At 71.9% G+C, this 19,279-nt stretch carries 14 protein-coding genes; 12 read left to right on the top strand and 2 right to left on the bottom strand.

The features are described from left to right. Positions 1-248: 248 nt before the first annotated feature. Both OP86_RS29435 and OP86_RS29430 read right to left on the bottom strand, forming a co-directional pair. Positions 249-1,082, bottom strand: a complete 834-nt coding sequence (locus OP86_RS29435; protein ID WP_078589556.1) for a 2-amino-3,7-dideoxy-D-threo-hept-6-ulosonate synthase — start codon at positions 1,080-1,082, stop codon at positions 249-251. Between the two features lie 159 nt (positions 1,083-1,241). Beyond that, positions 1,242-2,336, bottom strand: a complete 1,095-nt coding sequence (locus OP86_RS29430; protein ID WP_051830937.1) for a ParB/RepB/Spo0J family partition protein — start codon at positions 2,334-2,336, stop codon at positions 1,242-1,244. A gap of 626 nt (positions 2,337-2,962) precedes the next feature. Between OP86_RS29430 and car the strand changes: the two genes are divergently transcribed. The 12 genes from car to OP86_RS29370 all read left to right on the top strand — a co-directional run bounded on the left by car (position 2,963) and on the right by OP86_RS29370 (position 19,179). Continuing rightward, positions 2,963-6,526 carry a carboxylic acid reductase gene (car, locus tag OP86_RS29425; RefSeq protein ID WP_051830935.1) on the top strand — a complete coding sequence of 1,188 codons (3,564 nt, stop codon included), beginning with the start codon at positions 2,963-2,965 and terminating at the stop codon, positions 6,524-6,526. Positions 6,527-6,590: 64 nt separating this feature from the next. Next, positions 6,591-7,595: an aldo/keto reductase gene (locus OP86_RS29420; protein ID WP_030260932.1), complete on the top strand. Its 1,005-nt coding sequence runs from the start codon at positions 6,591-6,593 to the stop codon at positions 7,593-7,595. Positions 7,596-7,777: 182 nt separating this feature from the next. Then, a complete protein-coding gene (locus tag OP86_RS29415) occupies positions 7,778-9,256 on the top strand; it encodes an MFS transporter (protein ID WP_051830933.1) in 1,479 nt (492 codons plus the stop codon). A 627-nt stretch (positions 9,257-9,883) separates the two neighbouring features. After that, the gene (locus tag OP86_RS29410) at positions 9,884-10,927 is read left to right on the top strand and encodes a ketoacyl-ACP synthase III family protein (protein ID WP_030060335.1); all 1,044 of its coding nucleotides are present in this window, start codon (positions 9,884-9,886) and stop codon (positions 10,925-10,927) included. Next, positions 10,927-11,919, top strand: a complete 993-nt coding sequence (locus OP86_RS29405; RefSeq protein ID WP_030060336.1) for a 3-oxoacyl-ACP synthase III family protein — start codon at positions 10,927-10,929, stop codon at positions 11,917-11,919. The genes OP86_RS29410 and OP86_RS29405 overlap by 1 nt, the downstream gene beginning before the upstream one ends. A gap of 53 nt (positions 11,920-11,972) precedes the next feature. Continuing rightward, entirely contained in the window at positions 11,973-12,860 is an 888-nt protein-coding gene (locus OP86_RS29400; RefSeq protein ID WP_030060337.1) for a Phenylacetic acid catabolic protein, read from the top strand. Then, entirely contained in the window at positions 12,860-13,954 is a 1,095-nt protein-coding gene (locus tag OP86_RS34085) for a Phenylacetic acid catabolic protein (RefSeq protein WP_051830931.1), read from the top strand. The genes OP86_RS29400 and OP86_RS34085 overlap by 1 nt, the downstream gene beginning before the upstream one ends. Beyond that, on the top strand, positions 13,951-14,439 hold the full coding sequence (locus tag OP86_RS36955; RefSeq protein WP_051830930.1) for an iron-sulfur cluster assembly protein: 489 nt from the start codon (positions 13,951-13,953) through the stop codon (positions 14,437-14,439). Before OP86_RS34085 ends, OP86_RS36955 begins: the two co-directional genes overlap by 4 nt. Beyond that, the gene (locus tag OP86_RS29385) at positions 14,436-15,179 is read left to right on the top strand and encodes an SDR family NAD(P)-dependent oxidoreductase (protein WP_245231837.1); all 744 of its coding nucleotides are present in this window, start codon (positions 14,436-14,438) and stop codon (positions 15,177-15,179) included. Before OP86_RS36955 ends, OP86_RS29385 begins: the two co-directional genes overlap by 4 nt. Continuing rightward, positions 15,176-15,976 (top strand): enoyl-CoA hydratase/isomerase family protein, encoded by an 801-nt coding sequence (locus OP86_RS29380; protein ID WP_418952652.1) that lies wholly within the window; start codon positions 15,176-15,178, stop codon positions 15,974-15,976. The genes OP86_RS29385 and OP86_RS29380 overlap by 4 nt, the downstream gene beginning before the upstream one ends. Beyond that, complete coding sequence (locus OP86_RS29375) at positions 15,976-17,688, top strand: AMP-binding protein (RefSeq protein WP_418952653.1); 1,713 nt, start codon at positions 15,976-15,978, stop codon at positions 17,686-17,688. The genes OP86_RS29380 and OP86_RS29375 overlap by 1 nt, the downstream gene beginning before the upstream one ends. Before the next feature lie 150 nt (positions 17,689-17,838). Next, positions 17,839-19,179 (top strand): MFS transporter, encoded by a 1,341-nt coding sequence (locus tag OP86_RS29370; RefSeq protein ID WP_030060342.1) that lies wholly within the window; start codon positions 17,839-17,841, stop codon positions 19,177-19,179. Positions 19,180-19,279: the final 100 nt, after the last annotated feature.

Here is a 19,279-nt window from a genome sequence, read left to right as displayed (position 1 = left end):
CGCCAGGTCCGGGTCGTCGAACACGACGGCCTCGACACCGAGGTGAGCACTCTCCTCGATGACGGCAGCCGCGAGCTCACCGGCGAAACCACGGAGATCAATCCATGCGGACTTCATCGTCATACCTCTTCCGTTGGTGGTGATCGGGTGTCAACGTGCGTGAGACGTGCGGTGGATCTGCGGTGCGGTGGATCTGCGCGCGGTGGATCCGCGTGCGGGTTGTGGTCGGTCGGCGGTGGGCGCGGCGGTCAGCCCACCGTCACGTCGGAGCGCGACCGGTCGGGCACCAGCGCCTCCGGCGACCGGAGGCCGGCGTGCACGCGCTTGGCGATGGAGCGGGCCAGCTGGCCGGGGTCCTCGGCGCGGAAGACGTTGCGCCCGACGGCGACGCCGGCGACGCCGGACTCCATCGTGCTCTCGATGACGTCGAGGAACTTGTCGGTGTCCCCGATCACGCCGCCGCCGGCGGTCACGACCGGGATCGGGCTCGCCTGGACGACCTGGGCCATCGTCAGCGGCGAGCCGGTGTACGGGAGTTTGACGATGTCGACGCCGAGGTCCGCCGCGACGTTCGCCGCGTGGGCGAGCAGCACCGGGTCGGCCGGGTCGGTGATGCGGGGGCCGCGCGGGTAGACCATCGCGAGCAGCGGGACGCCCCAGCGGGCGCAGTGGTCGGCGACCACACCCAGATCGGTGAGCTGCCCGCCCTCGGTGTTCGAGCCCAGGTTGATGTGGACGCTCACCCCGTCCGCGCCCAGGGCGACGGCCTCCTCCACCGCGCCGACCATGATCTTCGCGTCGACGTCGTCGGCGTGCCGGGTGCTGCCGTTCAGGTGCACGATCAGCGCCAGGTCCCTGAGCAGTTCGGTCGGCAGGAAGCGGACCCGGCCCTTGTGGACGACGATGCCGTCCACGTCGTTGGCGGACATGGCCGTGACCAGCTTGGTGAACCCGTTGGTGGTCGCCACCGGGCCGTCCGCCAGCGAGTGGTCGAGCGGCACGAGGAACGTCGTGCCGGAGACCGGGTGAAGAATCCGCTGCATCCGACGGTGCTTTCCCGTCCAACCGTATGACTCGGTCATTTTTTCTGCCCCTTTCTCGTCGTCGGAGATCGTGAATGGCTCTCGACTTCCTGTCCCGACGGAACCAAAAATCGTTCGGGAATGTCAAGGCTGCCAATTTCGGATCTCCGCCGAATCGAGTTTCCGCGGTCGGCGCCGGAATGTCCCGGCGCCCGGACTTCAATAAACGTCCGAGACCGATGCGGAAGTCAAGGGAGCTGACTTTCGCCTTTCCAGTTGCACGGCGAGTTCGTGCCAGCCCTGCATGCTCACCGCAGCCAGTTCTGACACGAAATGGATGCAGTGGTCGGGCAGGTCGGCGATGAGGCGCTCGCACGCGTCCGGGTCCATCGCGGCCACCGCCAGGATGCTCAGCAGTAGCCGGCCGGACTGGTTGAACCGCAGCGAGGGGTCGGTGCGCAGCGAGTTGAGCATCATCTCGGCGCTGCGCAGGCGGGCGGGGTCGACGCCCCTGAGCGGGACGGCGAGGCGCGGGACCGGGGCGCTCGGGGGCGCCTCGGCGTACCGCGCGGGAGGCGCGGCCCGTGGGCCCGGGTCGGCCGGCCCGCCCTGCCCGCGCAACTGGTCGCGCACGCTGCGCACGGTGCCGACGGAGACTCCGGCGACCGCGCTGACCGCGCGCAGGGACGAGTTCGGCTCCCTGGTCAGGATCTCCCGGACGCGCTCCCGGCCGGCCGCGGCGTCCACGGGCCGGACCCTGCCGTCCCGGCCGACCCTGGCCTGCTCGGCGGACTGTCCGGCCTCCGCGCGCACCGCGGCGACCGTCTTGGGTGACAGGCCGGCGACCGACGCGATGGCCCGGTTCGACCAGGCGGAGTGCTCGACCAGGATCCGTCTGACGGCCGCCTTGCGGTCGGCCAGCGACAGCGGCAGCCCGTGCTGGACGTTCAGGCGTACCGCCAGGACGAACGCGCCGCTGTCGTCGCCGTCGAAGAAGCAGGCGCGGATCTCCCGCTCGCCCCGGAGCTGGGCGGCGCGGACGCGGTGCCGCCCGTCCACCACCCGGTTGGTGCCCCGCTGGACGATGATCGGCGGCAGCTCGGCGCCGGACGCCGACTCCGCCAGGGTCTGCGCGTGTTCGCGGTCCTCCCCCGCCGTCCTGGGCGAGTCCGAGAGGACCAGGTCGGCGATGGGGACCCAGCGGACCTCCGTGCCGACCTCGATGCCTGGTTGCTCCGCTCCTGCGTGCTCCGGGCCCGGGGGCCAGGAGTCCTTGTTTCTCGTGCGGGCGTGGATCGCCTCGACGTCTGTCATGCCGCCCCCTCGACTGCGTCCTGGATTGCCTCGTCCTGTTGTTCTCGTTGTCCGTCCGGCGGTGGCGTGGGGTGCTCCGCCGATGCATTCGACAGTGGCAGCAAAAAATACCTTTAGCAAGGTATATTCTTGTTATCGCAGGTCAGGCCGCATGTCGGGCGGGCAACTGGGCCTCTTCCTCGGTTGCACGCCCCCTCCGGAGCACCCTCCGAACCGGCCCCGGACGCACGGCGGGCCGCCCGGACGGACGCCCGACGGCGGCCATCCGGACGCCCGACGGCGGCCTTCCGGACGCACGGCGGGCCGGCCGGAGGAGGCTGGCCCGGCGCTCGAACCGGGCGCTACGCTGGCCGCGCTCCGGCCGCCCCCTGTCCCCGCGCATTCGCCGGGACATCGCGGCCCGACCGGGATTTCCGGTGGAATCCCGCACCGGGGAGAGCGCATTCCGTGGCCCGCGGCCGGGCCCCGGCTTCTCGATGGTCCGCACACGGCGATCGGTCCGCCGTCATCGGCGCACACTGATCGGACCGACCGAATCGATTACAGCGGTCAATTACGGCGTTCCGCCCCGGCTTTCCCGCGGGCGGTGAATGGTCAGCGGCAGGCACGGCCGGAAAGGTGTTGTCATGAAGAACAATGCGCGAGTCATTTCCACGCGCGCCGAGCTGGAGGCCAACCGGAAACGGCGGATCGCCGGCCTGGTGGCAGCCGAGCCGGAACTCGCCGGCCACCTGCCGCTGCGGGAGGTCTTCGAGGCCACCGCCCAGGACGGACTGCGGCTGGCCGAGATCGTCCGCCGGACGCTCGCGGGCTACGCGGACCGGCCCGCCCTCGGCGAGCGCGCCCGGGAGTTCGTCACGGTGGCCGGGCGCACCGAGCTGCGGCTGCTCCCCCGCTTCGACACCGTCACGTACGGCGAGCTGTGGTTGCGGCTGCGGGCGATCGCCGCCGACTGGTACCACCACCCCGACCACCCGCTGCGGGCCGGCGACTTCGTCGCCACCCTGGGCTTCGCCGGCGCCGACTACACCGCGGTGGACCTGGCGTGCAGCCAGGTCGGCGCGGTCTCCGTGCCGTTGCACAACAACGCCTCCGTGGAGCACATCCGCCACCTGGTGGAGGAGGCCGCGCCGCGCGTCTTCGCCACCAGCGTGGCCCGCCTGGCGCCGGTCCTGGACGCCCTGGCCGGGGACACCTCGGTGCGCCGGCTGATCGTCTTCGACCACCACCCCGAGCTCGACGAGCACCGCGAGGCCGTGGCGGCCGCCTCCCGACGACTGGCCGCCGCCGGCTCGCCGCTGACCCTGGAGCTGCTGTCCGAGGTGATCGGGCGCGGACGCGCGCTGCCCGACCCGCCGGTCCTGCCGACCGAAGACGGCACGGCGGACGGCACCGGGGCACTGTCCTCGCTCATCTACACCTCGGGCAGCACCGGCAGCCCCAAGGGCGTGATGTTCACGGAGTCGACGGTGTCCCTGATGTGGCGCCCGAACTGGGAGTCCGAGCACCGGTACCCGACGATCACCGCCAACTTCCTGCCGCAGAGCCATCTGGTGGCGCGGCGGCTGGTCGCCAAGACCCTCGCCCAGGGCGGCACCGCCTACTTCATGGCCACCGCCGACCTGTCCACCTTCCTGGAGGACCTCGCGCTGATCCGGCCGACCGAGCTCGCCCTGGTGCCGCGGGTCTGCGAGATGGTCTTCCAGAGCTACCAGAGCCGGCTCGAACAGCTCGCCCCGCAGGGCGAGTTGCCGCAGGCCCAGCACGCCGAGCTGCTGGCGCACTTCCGCGAGGAGGTGTTCGGCGGCCGGCTCGTCCTGGCCCCGTGCGGTTCGGCCCCGCTCGCCCGCGAGCTGGTCGACTTCCTGGAGGCCTGCCTGGAGATCCCCTTCCTCAACAGCTACGGCACCACCGAGACCGGCCTGGTCATGCTCGACCAGCGCGTCCAGCGGGCGCTGGTGCGCGAGTACAAGCTCGTGGACGTCCCCGAACTCGGCTACTTCACCACCGACTCCCCGTACCCCCGGGGCGAGCTGCTGCTCAAGTCCCGGCTGCTCACCTCCGGTTACTACCGCCGCCCCGAGGTCACCGCCGAGGTCTTCGACCAGGACGGGTTCTACCGCACCGGCGACATCATGGCCGAGCTCGAACCGGACCGGCTGGTCTACGTCGACCGGCGCAACAACGTGCTCAAGCTCTCCCAGGGCGAGTTCGTGGCCCTGGCGAAGCTGGAGGCCGCGTTCGTCGCCAGCCCGCTGGTGCACCAGGTCTTCGTGTACGGGAACAGCTCCCAGGCGTTCCTGCTCGCCGTGGTGGTGCCGACCCCCGAGGCGCTCGAACAGGCGCCCGACGAGGCGGCGTTGAAGGCCGCGATCAGTGCGTCCCTGCAGCGCATCGCCAGGGACGCCGGGCTCCAGCCCTACGAGGTCCCCCGCGACCTGCTGATCGAGACCGAGCCGTTCAGCCAGGACAACGGCCTGCTGTCCGACTCGACCAAGCACCTGCGGCCCCGGCTGAAGGCGCACTACGGCCCGCAGCTGGAGCAGCGCTACGCCGAACTGGCCGAGGGCCGGGCCAACGAGCTGCACGAGCTGCGGCAGGACACCGGCCGCCCGGTGCTGGAGACCGTCGCCCGCGCCGTCCAGGCCCTGCTCGGAACCGCCGAGCGCGAGCTGGACCCGCAGACCCGGTTCACCGACCTCGGCGGCGACTCGCTGTCCGCGCTGTCGCTCTCCGGCCTGCTGCGGGAGGTCCTCGGCGTCGAGGTCCCGGTCGGGACGCTCATCGGCCCGGCCAACAGCCTGCGCCGGATCGCCGACCACGTCGAACAGGCCCGCGAGCAGGCCCGGGACAGCGCCCGGCCCACCCGGCGCCCCACCTTCGCCGACGTGCACGGCGACCACGCGACCACCGCCCGGGCCGCCGACCTCACCCTGGACAGGTTCATCGACCCGGCCACCCTGGCCGCGGCCCCCTCCCTCCCGCAGCCGACCGGCGAGCCCGCCACCGTGCTGCTCACCGGCGCCAACGGCTACCTCGGCCGCTTCCTGTGCCTGGAGTGGCTGGAGCGCCTCGCCCCCGCCGGCGGCACCCTGATCTGCCTGGTCCGCGGCGCCGACGACACCGACGCCCGGCAGCGCCTCGACCGCGCCATGGACAGCGGGGACGGCGAACTCAAGCGCCGCTTCGCCGAGTTGACCGCCGACGGCACCCTCCAGGTGCTGGCCGGCGACATCGGCACGGCCGAACTGGGCCTGGCCGGGCCGGACTGGGAGCGCCTGGCCGCCACCGTCGACCTGATCGTGCACCCGGCCGCGCTGGTCAACCACGTGCTGCCCTACCGGCAGCTGTTCGGCCCCAACGTCGCCGGCACCGCCGAACTCGTCCGGCTGGCCCTCAGCACCCGGCTCAAGCCGGTCTCCTACCTCTCCTCGGTGGCCGTCGCCGCGCACGGCGCACGCGCGTTGGACGAGGACGGCGACATCCGTACGACCGACCCGGAGCGGCCGATCGACGAGGGCCACGCCAACGGCTACGCCACCAGCAAGTGGGCCGGCGAGGTGCTGCTCCGCGAGGCCCACGACCTGTGCGGGCTCCCGGTGACCGTCTTCCGCTCGGACATGATCCTCGCTCACGGCCGCTACACCGGGCAGGTCAACGTCACGGACACCTTCACCCGCCTGGTGCTCAGCCTGGTCGCCACCGGGATCGCGCCGCGCTCCTTCTACCGGGCCACCGACCCGGCCCGGCCGCCGCGCGCCCACTACGACGGGCTGCCGGCCGACTTCGTCGCCGCCGCGGTGACCGCACTGAGCGGCGGCGCGGCAGGCCACCGCACGTACAACGCGGTCAACCCGCACGACGACGGCGTCTCGCTGGACACCGTGGTCGACTGGCTGATCGAATCCGGCACGCCGATCCACCGGATCGCGGACCACGGGGAGTGGCACGAGCGCTTCGGGACCGCGCTCCGGGCGCTCCCGGAGCGGCAGCGCCAGCACTCCCTGCTGCCCCTCCTGCACGCGTACCGCGCACCGGCGACACCCGTGGCCGGCTCGGCCGTCCCCGCCGAACGGTTCCGCCAGGCGGTGCGGGCGGCCGGGATCGGCGCGCAGGGCGACATCCCCCACCTGTCCCGGCCGCTGATCGAGAAGTACCTGGCCGACCTCCGGCACCTGCAACTGATCTGACCAGGCCCTGCACCACCTCCACCACCCCGTTCGCGCACCAGTGTCAGGAAAGGACACCGCACACATGACTCTCCCCACCGCCCCGCTCGGCACCGACGGCCCCGCGGTGGGCGTCCAGGGCCTCGGCTGCATGGGCATGTCCGAGTTCTACGGGCCGACCGACCACGCCGAGGCCCTGGCGACACTCGACGCGGCGCTCGACGCCGGCGTCACGGTCTTCGACACCGCCGACGTCTACGGCTTCGGCGCCAACGAGGAGCTGATCGGCCCGTTCGTCCGCGCCCACCGCGAACGGGTCTTCCTCGCGACGAAGTTCGGCATCGAACGCCGGGCGGACGACCCGGCCCACCGGGGCGTCGACAACCACCCCGCCTACATCCGCTCCGCGGTGGACGCCTCGCTGCGCCGCCTCGGCGTGGACGTGATCGACCTCTACTACATGCACCGCCGCGACCCGGCCGTGCCGCTGGCGGACTCGGTCGGCGCGATGGCCGAGCTGGTCCAGGCCGGCAAGGTCCGGCACCTCGGGCTGTCCGAGGTCACCGGGCCGGAGCTGCGCGAGGCGCACGCGGTGCACCCGATCGCCGCGGTGCAGTCCGAGTGGTCGCTGTTCTCCCGCGACGTCGAACGCCATGTCGTCCCGGCCGCCGCCGAACTGGGGGTCGCCTTCGTCCCGTACTCGCCGCTCGGCCGGGGCTTCCTGGCCGGGGCCTTCGCCGACGCCGGCCAGCTGGCGGCGGACGACAACCGGCGTTCCATGCCCCGCTTCACCGGCGCCAGCGCCGCCGCCAACGCCGCCCTCATCGGGCCGGTCCAGAAGATCGCCGCCGAACGCGGCGCCACCACGGCCCAGATCGCCCTCGCCTGGGTGCACCAGCGCGCCGCGGTGCACGGCCTCACCGTCGTCCCGATCCCCGGTACCCGCCGCCGCAGCCGCCTGGTCGAGAACATCGCCGCCGCGACCCTCTCGCTGACCGACGACGAACTCGCCGCGCTCGAACCGATCGCCGACCGCGTCTGCGGCACCCGGTACGCGGACATGCGCTTCACCTCGCACGGCCGCGAGTAGCCGCCCGCCGATCACTGCCTCCCGCTCAAACCCCTTGTCCTGAGCCGCACCTGACGCCACGGCGGACGGTGCGGCTCCCCCGTCGCGGATTTACATACCTTTGCGAAGGGATTATTCTCGTTCCTGTGGTGACCGCCCGTGCGGGCACCACCCCAGCCCGTCCCAAAGGAAGAAACCACGTCATGGCCACTTCAGACACCCGATCGCCACGGCGGGCCGGGTACACCCTCGCCCTGCTGGCGTTCACCCAGTTCATCGTCACCATCGACTACAACATCGTCTACGTGGCGCTGCCGGACATCGGTCGCGAACTCGGCTTCTCCGCACAGTCGTTGCAGTGGGTCGTCAGCGCCTACGCGGTCGCGCTCGGCGGGCTGCTGCTGTTCGGAGGCCGCGCGGTCGACCGGATCGGCCCGCGCCGCATGCTGGTCACCGGCCTGGTGATCTACGCACTCTCCTCGCTCGCCGGCGGACTCGCGCAGGACGCCGTCCTGCTGGTGGCCGCCCGCGCGGCCCAGGGCGTGGGCGGTGCGCTGCTCACCCCGGCGACCCTGATGCTCGTCTTCACCACCTTCGCCCCGGGCCCGGAGCGCAACCGGGCCACCTCCGTGTGGGGTGCCATGGGCAGCGCGGGCCTGGCCGCCGGCTCCCTCCTCGGCGGGGTGCTGACCAGCGCCTTCGGCTGGAGCTGGGTGTTCTTCGTGAACGTCCCGCTCGCGCTGGCCACCGCCTTCGCCGCGAGCCGGATCCTGCCCGTCGACCGCCCGCTCGGCAACGGCCGCAGCTTCGACGCGCTCGGGGCCGTGGTCGCCACCATCGGTTCGACGCTGCTGGTGTTCGGCCTGGTCAGCGGTCCGGACAAGGGCTGGGGCTCGATCGAGGGCGCCGGCTCGCTGGGAGTCGGCGTGCTGCTGCTGGCAGTCTTCGTCCTCGTCGAGAAGCGCTCCGCCGACCCCCTGGTGCCGCTGAAGCTGTTCGGTCTGCGGGGCCTCGTCGTCGCCATGCTGGCGCTGATCGTCTTCCAGGCCTCCTCGGGCGGCACGTACTACCTGCTCACCACCTACCTGCAGAATGTGCTCGACTACGGCCCGCTCACCGCGGGGCTGGCGTTCCTGCCGCCGACCGTGGCCTGCATGCTGGTGGCGATGAAGCTCAACGCCCGGGTGCTGGGCTGGCTCGGCGTCCGCACGACGCTCTTCTGGGGCTCGGTCGGAACCGCCGTCGGGCTGGCCGCGATCATCGCCGGCATGTCCGCGCACGGCTCCTACTGGACGGTGCTGCCGGGCGTCGTGATCTGGGGTGCCGGCGGCGGCTTCGCCTTCCCGTCGCTCTTCGTCGCCATCGGCTCCTCGGGCGCCGAGCCCGCCCAGCAGGGTGTCGCCTCGGCCCTCGCCTCCACCTGGCGTCAGATCGGCGGCGCCCTCGGCCTCGCCGGCCTGGTCGCGGTGGCGAACTCCCACGCCGGGTCCAACCCGGACACCGTCGCGCTCGTCGACGGGCTGCGGACGGCCGGCTGGGTCGCGGCCGTCGGGACGCTCGGCGGTGCCTTCATCGGACTCGGGCTCAAGAAGCAGCCCCGGCCGACGCCCGAGCCCGCCCCCGCCGCCACCACCACGGAGGTGACGCCGGACCTCACCGAGGCCGCCTCACAGGTCGGCTGACGCTACCTCAGCCGTGGCCGCCCTCGGTAGGCGTGGTCGCCCGCGACCGTGACGGGTGATCGGCGAGCGCCGACCGAGCGGTGGTCACGGCGTGAACGGTGGACCCCTCCCCGGTGGTCTTCGGCGCCCCGGTTCGCCACGGTCGGCGGCCGGGGCGCCGAAGACGGCCGGAGACCCGCGCCCACCGGGCCGCCGTCGGCGCCGCGGCCCGGCGCGAATCCGCGCCGGCCGCGTGAACACCCCGCCGAGCTCCGCCGGTTCGGTCCGGTCCGATCGCGCCGGACCGACCTGCGACGGAGCTCCTTTTCGTGCCCGGCCGGGCCGGGTCGCGCCGGTCGCATCGTGCGCCGACCACCATGGCCCATAGAACATACCTTCTGTAAGGTATTTCTTGTCGGCCAGGAAATGGCCCCCGCTGTACAAGTGGGGACGTCCCACACTTGCACGCCACAGCCGGAATGCCACCAGCGGCGCAGGCAGGCTCCACACAGGCCGCAGACCGCTCGCAGCACCGTGCTCCGCTGCCCGTCTCCCCCGGCCGGACGAACCGTCGGCCCCACGGCCGGCCACCGCTCGCCTGACGGAGAACCGCACTCCCCACGAATCCAGAGCTTTCGAAGGAGCCTGATGAAATTCGGAAACGACCTGCGGATCAAGACCGCGACCTCGTGGTTCCCACCGGACCACGAGACCGTCGAGGACGCCATCGCCGCGGGCAAGCTGACCACCTCGGACGCGGACAAGATCGGCGTCGCCCAGCTGCCGGTCGCGACCCGGTGGTCCGCTCCCGAGATGGCGCTGGCAGCCGCCCGCGACGCGATCGACCGGGCGGGGTGGAGCCCCACCAAGGTGGGCCTCATCCTGCACACCTCGATCTACCACCAGGGACACGACATATGGTCCCCACCGCACTACGTGGCGCACGAGCTGGGCACGCCCGAGGCCCTGTCGTACGGCGTGTACCAGGGCTGCAACGGTGGTGCGCTCTCCCTCCAGTTGGTCGCGAGGCACCTGGCCACCGACCCCGAGCTGGAGGCCGCGCTCATCACCACCGGCGACCGCTTCGAGCCGCCCGGCTTCCGCCGCTGGACCTGCGACTACGGCTTGGGGTTCGGTGACGCGGGGACCGCGATGCTGGTGCACCGCGGCGACTCGGGACCCGACGACTACGCGCTCGTGTCCATGGCGACCGAGACCGCCTCCGAGCTGGAGCTGATGCTCCGGCACGGCGACGACTTCAGCCCCGCGCCCCTGACGCACAGCCCGTACATCGACCTCAAGCGTCCCAAGAAGTCCTACGTGGCGGTGCACGGCAAGGACCGGTTCAGCGAGATCGCCAGCCGGCTGATCCGCAAGGTGATCGTGGACAGCGTGCACGAGGCGGGGCTGGAGCTCGACGACCCCCGGATCAAGTACATCGCACTGCCGCGGCTCGGCGTGAGCCTGCTGGACTCCATCTACGCGCCGATCCTGGACGAGGTGCTGAAGGCCGAGGCGCTGCGGTTCGGCACGGCCACCGGCCACCTGGGGTGCGGGGACTTCCTCGCGAACCTGGTCGACCTGCGCGACCACGCCCTGCTCGAACCGGGCGACTTCGCGTTGGTGATCAACGGCGGAGCAGCCTGGACCTGGACCTGCGCCGTCGTGCAGGTGCCGGAGGCGGGTGTCTGATGGGCGTGGGACTGCTCGGCCTGGGCGGCCACGTGCCGCCGCTGGTCATCGACAACGCACTGGTCGCCGAGTGGACCGGCGCGGACGAGAACTGGATCGTGGAGCGGACCGGCATCCTGGAACGCCGTTACCGGGAGCCCGGCACCGTCACCTCCGACCTCGCGCTGCACGCCGCCCGTGAGGCACTGGCCGGACGGCCCGAGGCGCAGGACCGGCTCGGGCTGATCATCGTGGCCACCTCGACGCCCGACCAGCCGCAGCCGTCCACCGGGGCGATCCTGCAGAACAAGCTAGGCCTGTCCGACGTCCCGGCCTTCGACGTCAACGCGGTGTGCTCCGGCTTCCTCTACGCGCTGGCGGTCGCCGACTCGATGCTGTCGACGCGGCCGGCCGGGCTGGGCGGCGACCACGCCCTGGTGGTCGGTTCGGACGTCTACTCCTCGTTGATGAACCGCACCGACCGGCGCACCGTCAGCCTGTTCGGCGACGGGGCCGGGGCCGTGCTGCTCGGTCCGGTGCCCGAGGGGTACGGCGTACTGAGCTGGCGGATGGTCACCCACGGCGAGCACCGCGACCTGGTCGAGGTGACCGCGGGCGGCACCCGCACGCCGCTGGACGCCCGGGCCCGGGAGGCCGGGGAGCACCTGTTCCGGATGCGGGGCCGCGAGGTGCGCGACTACGCGCTCGGCGTCCTGCCCAAGGTGATCGGTGAGGCGCTCGACCAGGCCGGGCTCCGGCAGGACGAGGTGGACCGCTTCATCCTGCACCAGGCCAACACCCGCCTGGTGGAGGCCTGCTGCCGCGAACTCGGCCTCGACCCCGCCCGGGTGCCGCTCACCGCACCGCACTTCGGCAACACCGCCGCGGCCTCCATCCCGCTGACCCTGCGCGCGGAGCACGAGCGCCGGCCCTTCGAGCGCGGCGAGCGCCTGGTGCTGGCCGGAGTGGGCGGCGGCATGACCGCGGGGGCCGCCGTCGTCCGCTGGTACTGAGCCGGCCGGACGACGGCCGAAAGACCGCGCAAGAGCTACGGAAGGAGACAGACATGCTGACAGCGAATGCGGCGGGGCACCGCGGCTACGAGCTGTGGGATCCGATGCCCGACGACGTGCGGGAGGGCGCCAGGCGGTTCGCCAGCGTCCAGGCGCTCAACGAGCTGGTGGGCGTGCTGCAGTACGTCGAGTGGCTGGACCGCGCGCCCGGCCACACCAGGCGGCAGATGCTCATGGCCAAGATCCAGGACGAGGTCGGTCACGGCCATGCGGTCGCCCGCGTCGCCGAGGACCTGGGCGTGCCGCGCGAACGGATCTTCCTCGACTACCTGGAGGGCCACACGAAGCTGCACAACATCTTCCACTTCTCCTTCCAGACCTGGGAGGAGCTCGGCGCCGGGCTGCTGCTGACGAACTCGGCGGCGATCTGCCAGTTCCAGTCCCTGGCGAAGGGCGTGTACCTGCCCTACGCCAGGGCGCTGCGCAAGGTCGAACGCGAGGAGTCCTTCCACTACCAGCACGCCCTGGACCTGACCCACGAGGTCATGACGCACGGTGACGCCGTGCAGCGCCGCCGGGTGCAGGACGCGTTCGAGGTGTGGCTGACCCGGATCCTGATCTACCTCGGGCCGCCCGACACCGACACCCTGCACACCAACCGCATGTGGCAGGTCGGCATGAAGCCGGACAGCAACGACGCGGTGCGCCAGAAGTGGCTGAACAAGATCATTCCGGTGTTCCGGAAGCTCGGTGTGCACGTGGACCCGGAGTTGGTCCGTCAGGCGCCCTCGGGCGAGTGGGAGTACGCGATGCCCGACTGGGCCGAGGTGAAGAAGTTGATCGCCAACGGCGGACCGTCGTCCCAGAAGCGACTGGACTGGGTGCGCAACGCCCTCGACCGCAATGCGAAGTACCGGCGCGCGATGCAGGGGGTGGCGTGATGCCGCACATTCCGACCGACACCGACGTCTACGAGGTGTTCGCGCAGCACGGCTCCAGTACGCCCCTCAACCATGTCGGCTCCATCGTCTCGCCGCGCCGGGACACCGCCTGGCACCTGGCCAAGGAGACCTACGGGCGCCGCGACGACCTCGTCACGCTCTGGGTGGTCCGCCGCGACGACATGATCGTCCCCAGCGCGGAGGACCGCGGCCTCCTCGCCGCCAAGACCCGGATGCCGCACCGCCAGCCCGGCTTCCCCACCGCCCGCCGGCGCGACCGCGCCGCCGCCGCGGAAACCGCCGGCTCCGCGTCGCAGGTCCGCGACAGCGCGCCCGCCGCACACCGCGACGAGGCGCCCGGAGCCGGCGAGGCCGGGCTCGCCGACCTGTGGCTGGCGCTCGCCGACGACCTGTTCGTCCTGGGCAACCGGCTGGGCGAACGCATCTGCGACTACATCGACGTGGAGGAGGCGCTGGCGGTCGGCTCGATCGGGCAGGAGGCGCTGGCGCACGCCGGGACGATCCTGACGCTGCGCGGCTTCGACCAGCCCGCCGTCGACGCCTGGTTCTTCGACCGGGCGCAGGAGCAGTGGCAGGTGTCGCGCGTCATCGAGCGGATCACCGACTGGCCGTCCACCGTGGCCTGCGGTCTCGTCGTCGCCGCGGCCGTCACCGTACTCGCCGAGCAGACCGCGCAGGTCGAGACCGACGCGGCGCAGCTGTCCGCGATCGCCGCCGTCCGCGAGGAGCAACTCGTCCACCTCGACCACTGGCGGCGGTGGGCGCGGGCGCTGAGCGACTGGCCCGAGACCCGGGCGGAGTTCACCCGTGCCTACGCCGAAGTGACCGAGCTCGCCGGCGACGTGTTCGGTGCCCGGCCGCAGGGGGGTCCGGCGGGCGCGCTGCCCGGCGATCCGGCTCCGGCCGCCACGCTGCACGAGCGTCTCGCCGCACTGGTCGGCGGCGGCCCCGGATCGCAGCTGCCGGAGCACCCGCTGCCGCGGACCGCGGGGCTGGGCGGGAGCGCACTGGCCCACTCCCTCGCCCAGGGCCGGGTGGTCCGCGACGCCTACGCGCCGGGGGTGTTCAGTTGACCCCCGACCAGCTCGCCGACGTGGTCGGCGCCGTGACCGATCCCGAGATCGACGTGACCCTGCGCCAGCTCGGAGTGCTGCGCTCGGTGTCGCTGACCGACGACCGGATCCAGGTCAACCTGGCCCCCACCCGGCTCGGCTGCCCCGGCCTCGGCGAGATCGCCCGACGGGTGCGGTCCGCGCTCGCCGACGCGGCTCCGGGGCAGGAAGTCGAGATCGTCTGGGAGCGCGGCGCGTGGCAGCCGGCCGCGGTGACCCCGGCCGGCCGGGACGTGCTGCGCATGGCCGGCTACCGCGTGGCCGGTGCCGACCCCCGGTGTCCGTACTGCGGCGGCGAGGACGTCATGCGGGCCGGCCGCTTCGGCGGGTCGGTCTGCAAGGTGCCCTACGACTGCCGCGCCTGCGGCTCGCTCTTCGACGTGATCGGTACGGCCGGCTGCTCCGCCGCGCTCGCCACGTCCCACTCCAGGCAGGGAGGATCATGATGAGGCTCAGCGGAAAGACCGCCGTGATCACCGGAGGCACCAGGGGCCTCGGCCGGGCGATCGCGGAACGCTACCTGCTGGAGGGCGCGCAGGTGGTCTGCGCCGCCCGCAACCCCTATGACATCAAGGAGGTCTTCGACCTCGCCCCCGGCCGCGGCGCCTACGTCGAGACCGACGTCACCAGCGACGCCTCGGTCACCGCGCTGATGGCCGAGGCCGCCGAACGCTTCGGCGGCATCGACATCCTGGTGGCCAACGCCGGGGTGAGCCGGGACGGCCGGGTGGACCGGCTGCCGGTCGACGACTGGCAGGACATGGTGTCCACCAACCTGACCGGGGTCTTCCTCTGCACCAGGGCCGCCGTTCCCTACCTGGAACGCAGCACGACCGGCCGGATCATCAACGTCTCCTCCTCCATGGCGACCCGGGTCGCGATCGGCGCCGCCGGGTACTGCGCCACCAAGGCCGCGGTGGAGATGTTCACCAAGGTCAGCGCGATCGAGCTGGCCCGACGCGGCATCCTGGTCAACTCCCTGGCCCCGGGAATCCTCGACGAGGGGATGGGCCAGGAACTCACCGAGAACGAGCGGATCTGGTCGCACTACAAGACCAGGCTGGCGCTCGGCCGGCCCGGCGGCGCCGACGAGGCCGCCGACGCGGCGGTCTTCCTGGCCGGTCCCGAGTCCACCTATGTCAACGGCCACGTCCTGGAAGTGAACGGAGGTCTGCTGTGGTCGTGACGACCGCCCCCGCGGTGGGACACCCCACCGCCCGGCTGGACATCGACGGAGCGATCGGCGTCCTGCGCCTGGACCGCCCGCCGCTCAACGTGCTCGACCGTGCGGCGCAGTCCGCGCTGCGCCTCGCCGCCGAGCAGGCCGCGACGGACCAGCGGGTTCGCGCGGTGGTCGTGTACGGCGGGCCCAGGGCCTTCTCGGCCGGGGCCGACATCAAGGAAATGGCCACGATGTCGCACGCCGAGATGGTCGGGCACGCGGCCGTGCTCCAGGCCGCCTTCGACGCGGTGGCCGCCATCCCCAAGCCGGTGGTGGCCGCCATCAACGGCCCTGCCCTCGGCGGCGGTTGCGAGCTGGCCCTGACCGCCGACGCGCGCATCTGCGGCAGCGAGGCGCGCCTCGGGCTCCCCGAGATCCTGCTCGGCGTCATCCCGGGAGCCGGCGGCACCCAGCGGCTGCCCCGGCTGATCGGCCCGGCCAGGGCCAAGGAACTGATCTTCACCGGACGGCAGGTCGGCGCGGACGAGGCACTGGAGATCGGCCTGGTGGACCAGGTCACCCCGACCGACCAGGTGCTGGAGGCCGCGCTGCAGTGGGCGCGGCGCTTCGAGACCGGCCCGGCGCTGGCCCTGCACGCCGCCAAGACCGCCGTCGACGGGGGCCTGGCGACCGATCTGCGCGCCGGCCTCGCGATCGAACGGTCCGTGTTCGCCGCACTGTTCGCCACCGAGGACCGGCTGACCGGCATGCGGGCGTTCGCCGCCGACGGGCCCGGCCGCGCGACCTTCAACGGGAGGTAATCACCATGGGTACAGCGACCGACGAGTTCCGACGCGCCCGCGACCACCTGCTGTCCGCCTACGGGGACCTGCCGCGTGCCCGGGCCTTCCCCAGGCCCGCACTCGGGGAGACCTTCAACTGGGTCGCGGACTGGTTCGACGCCGTCGCCGAAGGGAACGACGCCACCGCGCTGCGCGTGGTCGACCTGGACAAGGAGGGTGCGCTCCTCGCCGACACCGCACTGAGTTTCGCCGAGCTGGCCGAGCGCTCCCGGCGGGTCGCCCGATGGCTGCGGTCGGCCGGCGTACGGCGCGGGGACCGCATCATGCTGATGCTCCCCAACCGGGTGGAGCTGTGGGAGTCCGTGCTGGCCGCGTTCCGGCTGGGCTGCACGGTGATCCCCACGGCCGTCCAGCTCACGCCCGCCGACCTGGCCGACCGGCTGGAGCGCGGCCGGGTCGGGCACGTCATCGCCGAGGCCGGCCTCACCCCCAAGCTGGCGGAGCTGAGCGGCGACTGGACGCGCATCGCCGTCGGGGAGCCGGTTGCGGGCTGGCAGGACTACCGGCAGGCCTACGACGCCGAGCCGCTCCTGGAGGTGGAGCGGACCGGGCCCGAGGACCTGTCGCTGATCTACTTCACCTCGGGCACGACCTCCCTCCCCAAGATGGTCGGGCACACCAGCGTGAGCTATCCGGTCGGCCACCTGTCGACCATGTACTGGCTCGGCCTGCGCCCCGGCGACGTGCACCTCAACATCTCCTCCCCCGGGTGGGGGAAGTGGGCCTGGAGCAACCTGTTCTCGCCCTGGAACGCCGAGGCGACGGTCATGATCGTCAACCAGCCGAGGTTCGCCGCGCGTCCGCTGCTGGAGATGATGTCGCGCTGCGAGGTGACCTCCTTCTGTGCGCCGCCCACCGTCTGGCGCAGCCTGATCCGCGAGGACCTCAACCGGTTGCCGATGTCGCTGCGCGAGGCGGTGGCCGCCGGCGAACCGCTGAACTCGGAGGTGGTGCGCCGCATCCGCGAGGCGTGGGGGGTCACCGTCCGGGACGGCTACGGACAGACCGAGACCACCGCCTCGATCGGGAACCCGCCGGGGATGCCGAACGCGGACGGGACACTGGGCTGGGCGATGCCGGGCTACGAGGTGACGCTGCTGGACCCGCGCACCGGCACACCCGTCGAGGGCAGCCCCGCGGAGGGCGAGGTCTGCCTCCCGCTGGACTCCCTGCCGCTCGGCCTGATGACCGGGTACCTGGGCGATGCCGAGGCGACCGCACGCTCCATGCGCGACGGCTACTACCACACCGGCGACATCGCCTCCCGTGACGCCGAGGGCCGCTTCACCTACGTGGGGCGCGGCGACGACGTCTTCAAGGCGTCCGACTACCGGATATCCCCCTTCGAGCTGGAGAGCGTGCTGCTGCAGCACCCGGCCGTCCTGGACGCCGCCGTGGTGCCCTCGCCCGAACCGATGCGACTGGCCGTGCCCAAGGCGTACGTGGCGCTCGCCGCCGGCTACCTGCCGGAGGCCCAGACCGCACAGCTCATCCTCGCGCACGCCCGCGAACACCTCGCGCCCTACAAGCGCATCCGCCGCATCGAGTTCACCGAGCTGCCCAAGACCACCGTCTCCAACAAGACCCAGCGCGCCGAGCTGCGGCGGCGGGAGCAGGAGCGGAGTTCGCGGTCGGCACAGGAGTGGTGGGAGGAGGACTTCCAGAGTTAGCGGACCAGGCGCATTCCTTCGGTTCGGCGAGCGGGCTCTGCCGTCGGCGCACAACGCCGACCGCACGGCCCGCTCGCCCGTCCACGGACCCCACCGGCACAACCAGACCACCAGTCGACCTATGTGACGACTCATCAGATCGGAGGCGAAATGAACGCCGTCACCATGAGCAGGGGGCAGCGCAGAAGAGCCGTGCTGAGCAGCCTCATCGGGAACAGCATCGAGTTCTACGAGTTCCTCATCTACGGTTCGTTCTCCTCGCTCTACTTCAACAAGCTCTTCTTCCCCTCGTTCGACCCCATGACCGGCACCCTGCTGTCGCTGTCGACCTTCGCGGTCGCCTTCGTGGGAAGGCCGCTCGGCGCCGTCGTCTTCGGGCACTTCGGGGACCGGATCGGCCGCAAGACGACACTGGTCACCACGCTCGTCCTGATGGGTGGCGCGACGGTCCTGATCGGCCTGCTCCCCACCTACGGGACGATCGGCGTCGCCGCCCCGATCCTGCTGACGATCCTCCGGTTCGTCCAGGGGTTCTCCGTCGGCGGGGAGTCGAGCGGCGGCTTCCTGATGGCGTTGGAGAGCGCGCAGCCGAACCGGCGGGGCCTGCTCACCGGCATCGTCGGCACCGGCAACGCCTGGGGCCTGCTGCTGGCCAACGGCGTCCTCCTGCTCGTCACCCAGCTTCCGGACCGGCAGGTGCTGTCCTGGGGCTGGCGGCTGCCGTTCCTCCTCAGCGCCGTGCTCGTGGGTGTCGCGCTCCACGTCCGGCTGCGGATCGCGGAGACCCCCGAGTTCGAGCAGTCGAAGGCCGAGGGTGCGGTCAGGACCAGGCCGGCGTTCGACGTCCTGTCGCGGCACGGTCTGATCACCCTGTGCGCGTCGCTGTCGACGATCCCCCTGTTCCTGGTCTTCTACCTCGGGTCGGTGTTCTCGCTCAAATACGGTGCGACCGTCCACGTGAGCCGGTCCGTCGTCCTGGAACTGCTCGTCGTGTCGTGCGTCTTCCTGATCGTCGCCATGCCGTTCTTCGGCTGGCTTGGCGACCGGTACAACCGCAAGGCGGTCTTCGTCGGCGGCATCGTCGTCATGACGGTGGCCCCGTTCGCCTGGTTCCCGCTGCTCGACACCCGGTCCTTCCCGCTGATGGCCCTCGGTTTCCTGCTGCTGTTCACCGGGTTCGCCGCGAACTACGGCGCCCAGGCGGCGTTCCTGCCGCAGCTGTTCCCCACCGTCGTGCGGTATTCCGGAATGTCCATCAGCTACAACGTGGGCGGGCTGCTCGGCGGTGCCGTCAGCCCGATCATCGCCACCTCGCTGCTCAGCAGGTACCACAGCTGGACGCCGATCGCCGTCTACATGGCGGCCGCGGGCGTGATCGGTCTGGTCGCTGCGGGATTCCTGCGGGAGTACTCCGAGCGCACGGCCGCCCGGCACACCGCCGAGCCGCCGGCCATGGCCGCGCCGCCCGAGATCGCCACCGCCCGGATCTAGCTCCAACGCCGTGTAGATAGAGCTGTGGGTGGCCGCGTCAAGTCGCCTGAAATGGGACGGAGCTCCTGCTAGAACCGTGTCGACCAAGATCACTGTTCGG

Origin of the sequence: Streptomyces novaecaesareae (assembly GCF_000716875.1) — a bacterium.
GTDB classification, from domain to species: domain Bacteria; phylum Actinomycetota; class Actinomycetes; order Streptomycetales; family Streptomycetaceae; genus Kitasatospora; species Kitasatospora novaecaesareae.
Note: the sequence above shows the minus strand (reverse complement) of the source record. Positions and strands in the feature narration are given on the sequence as shown.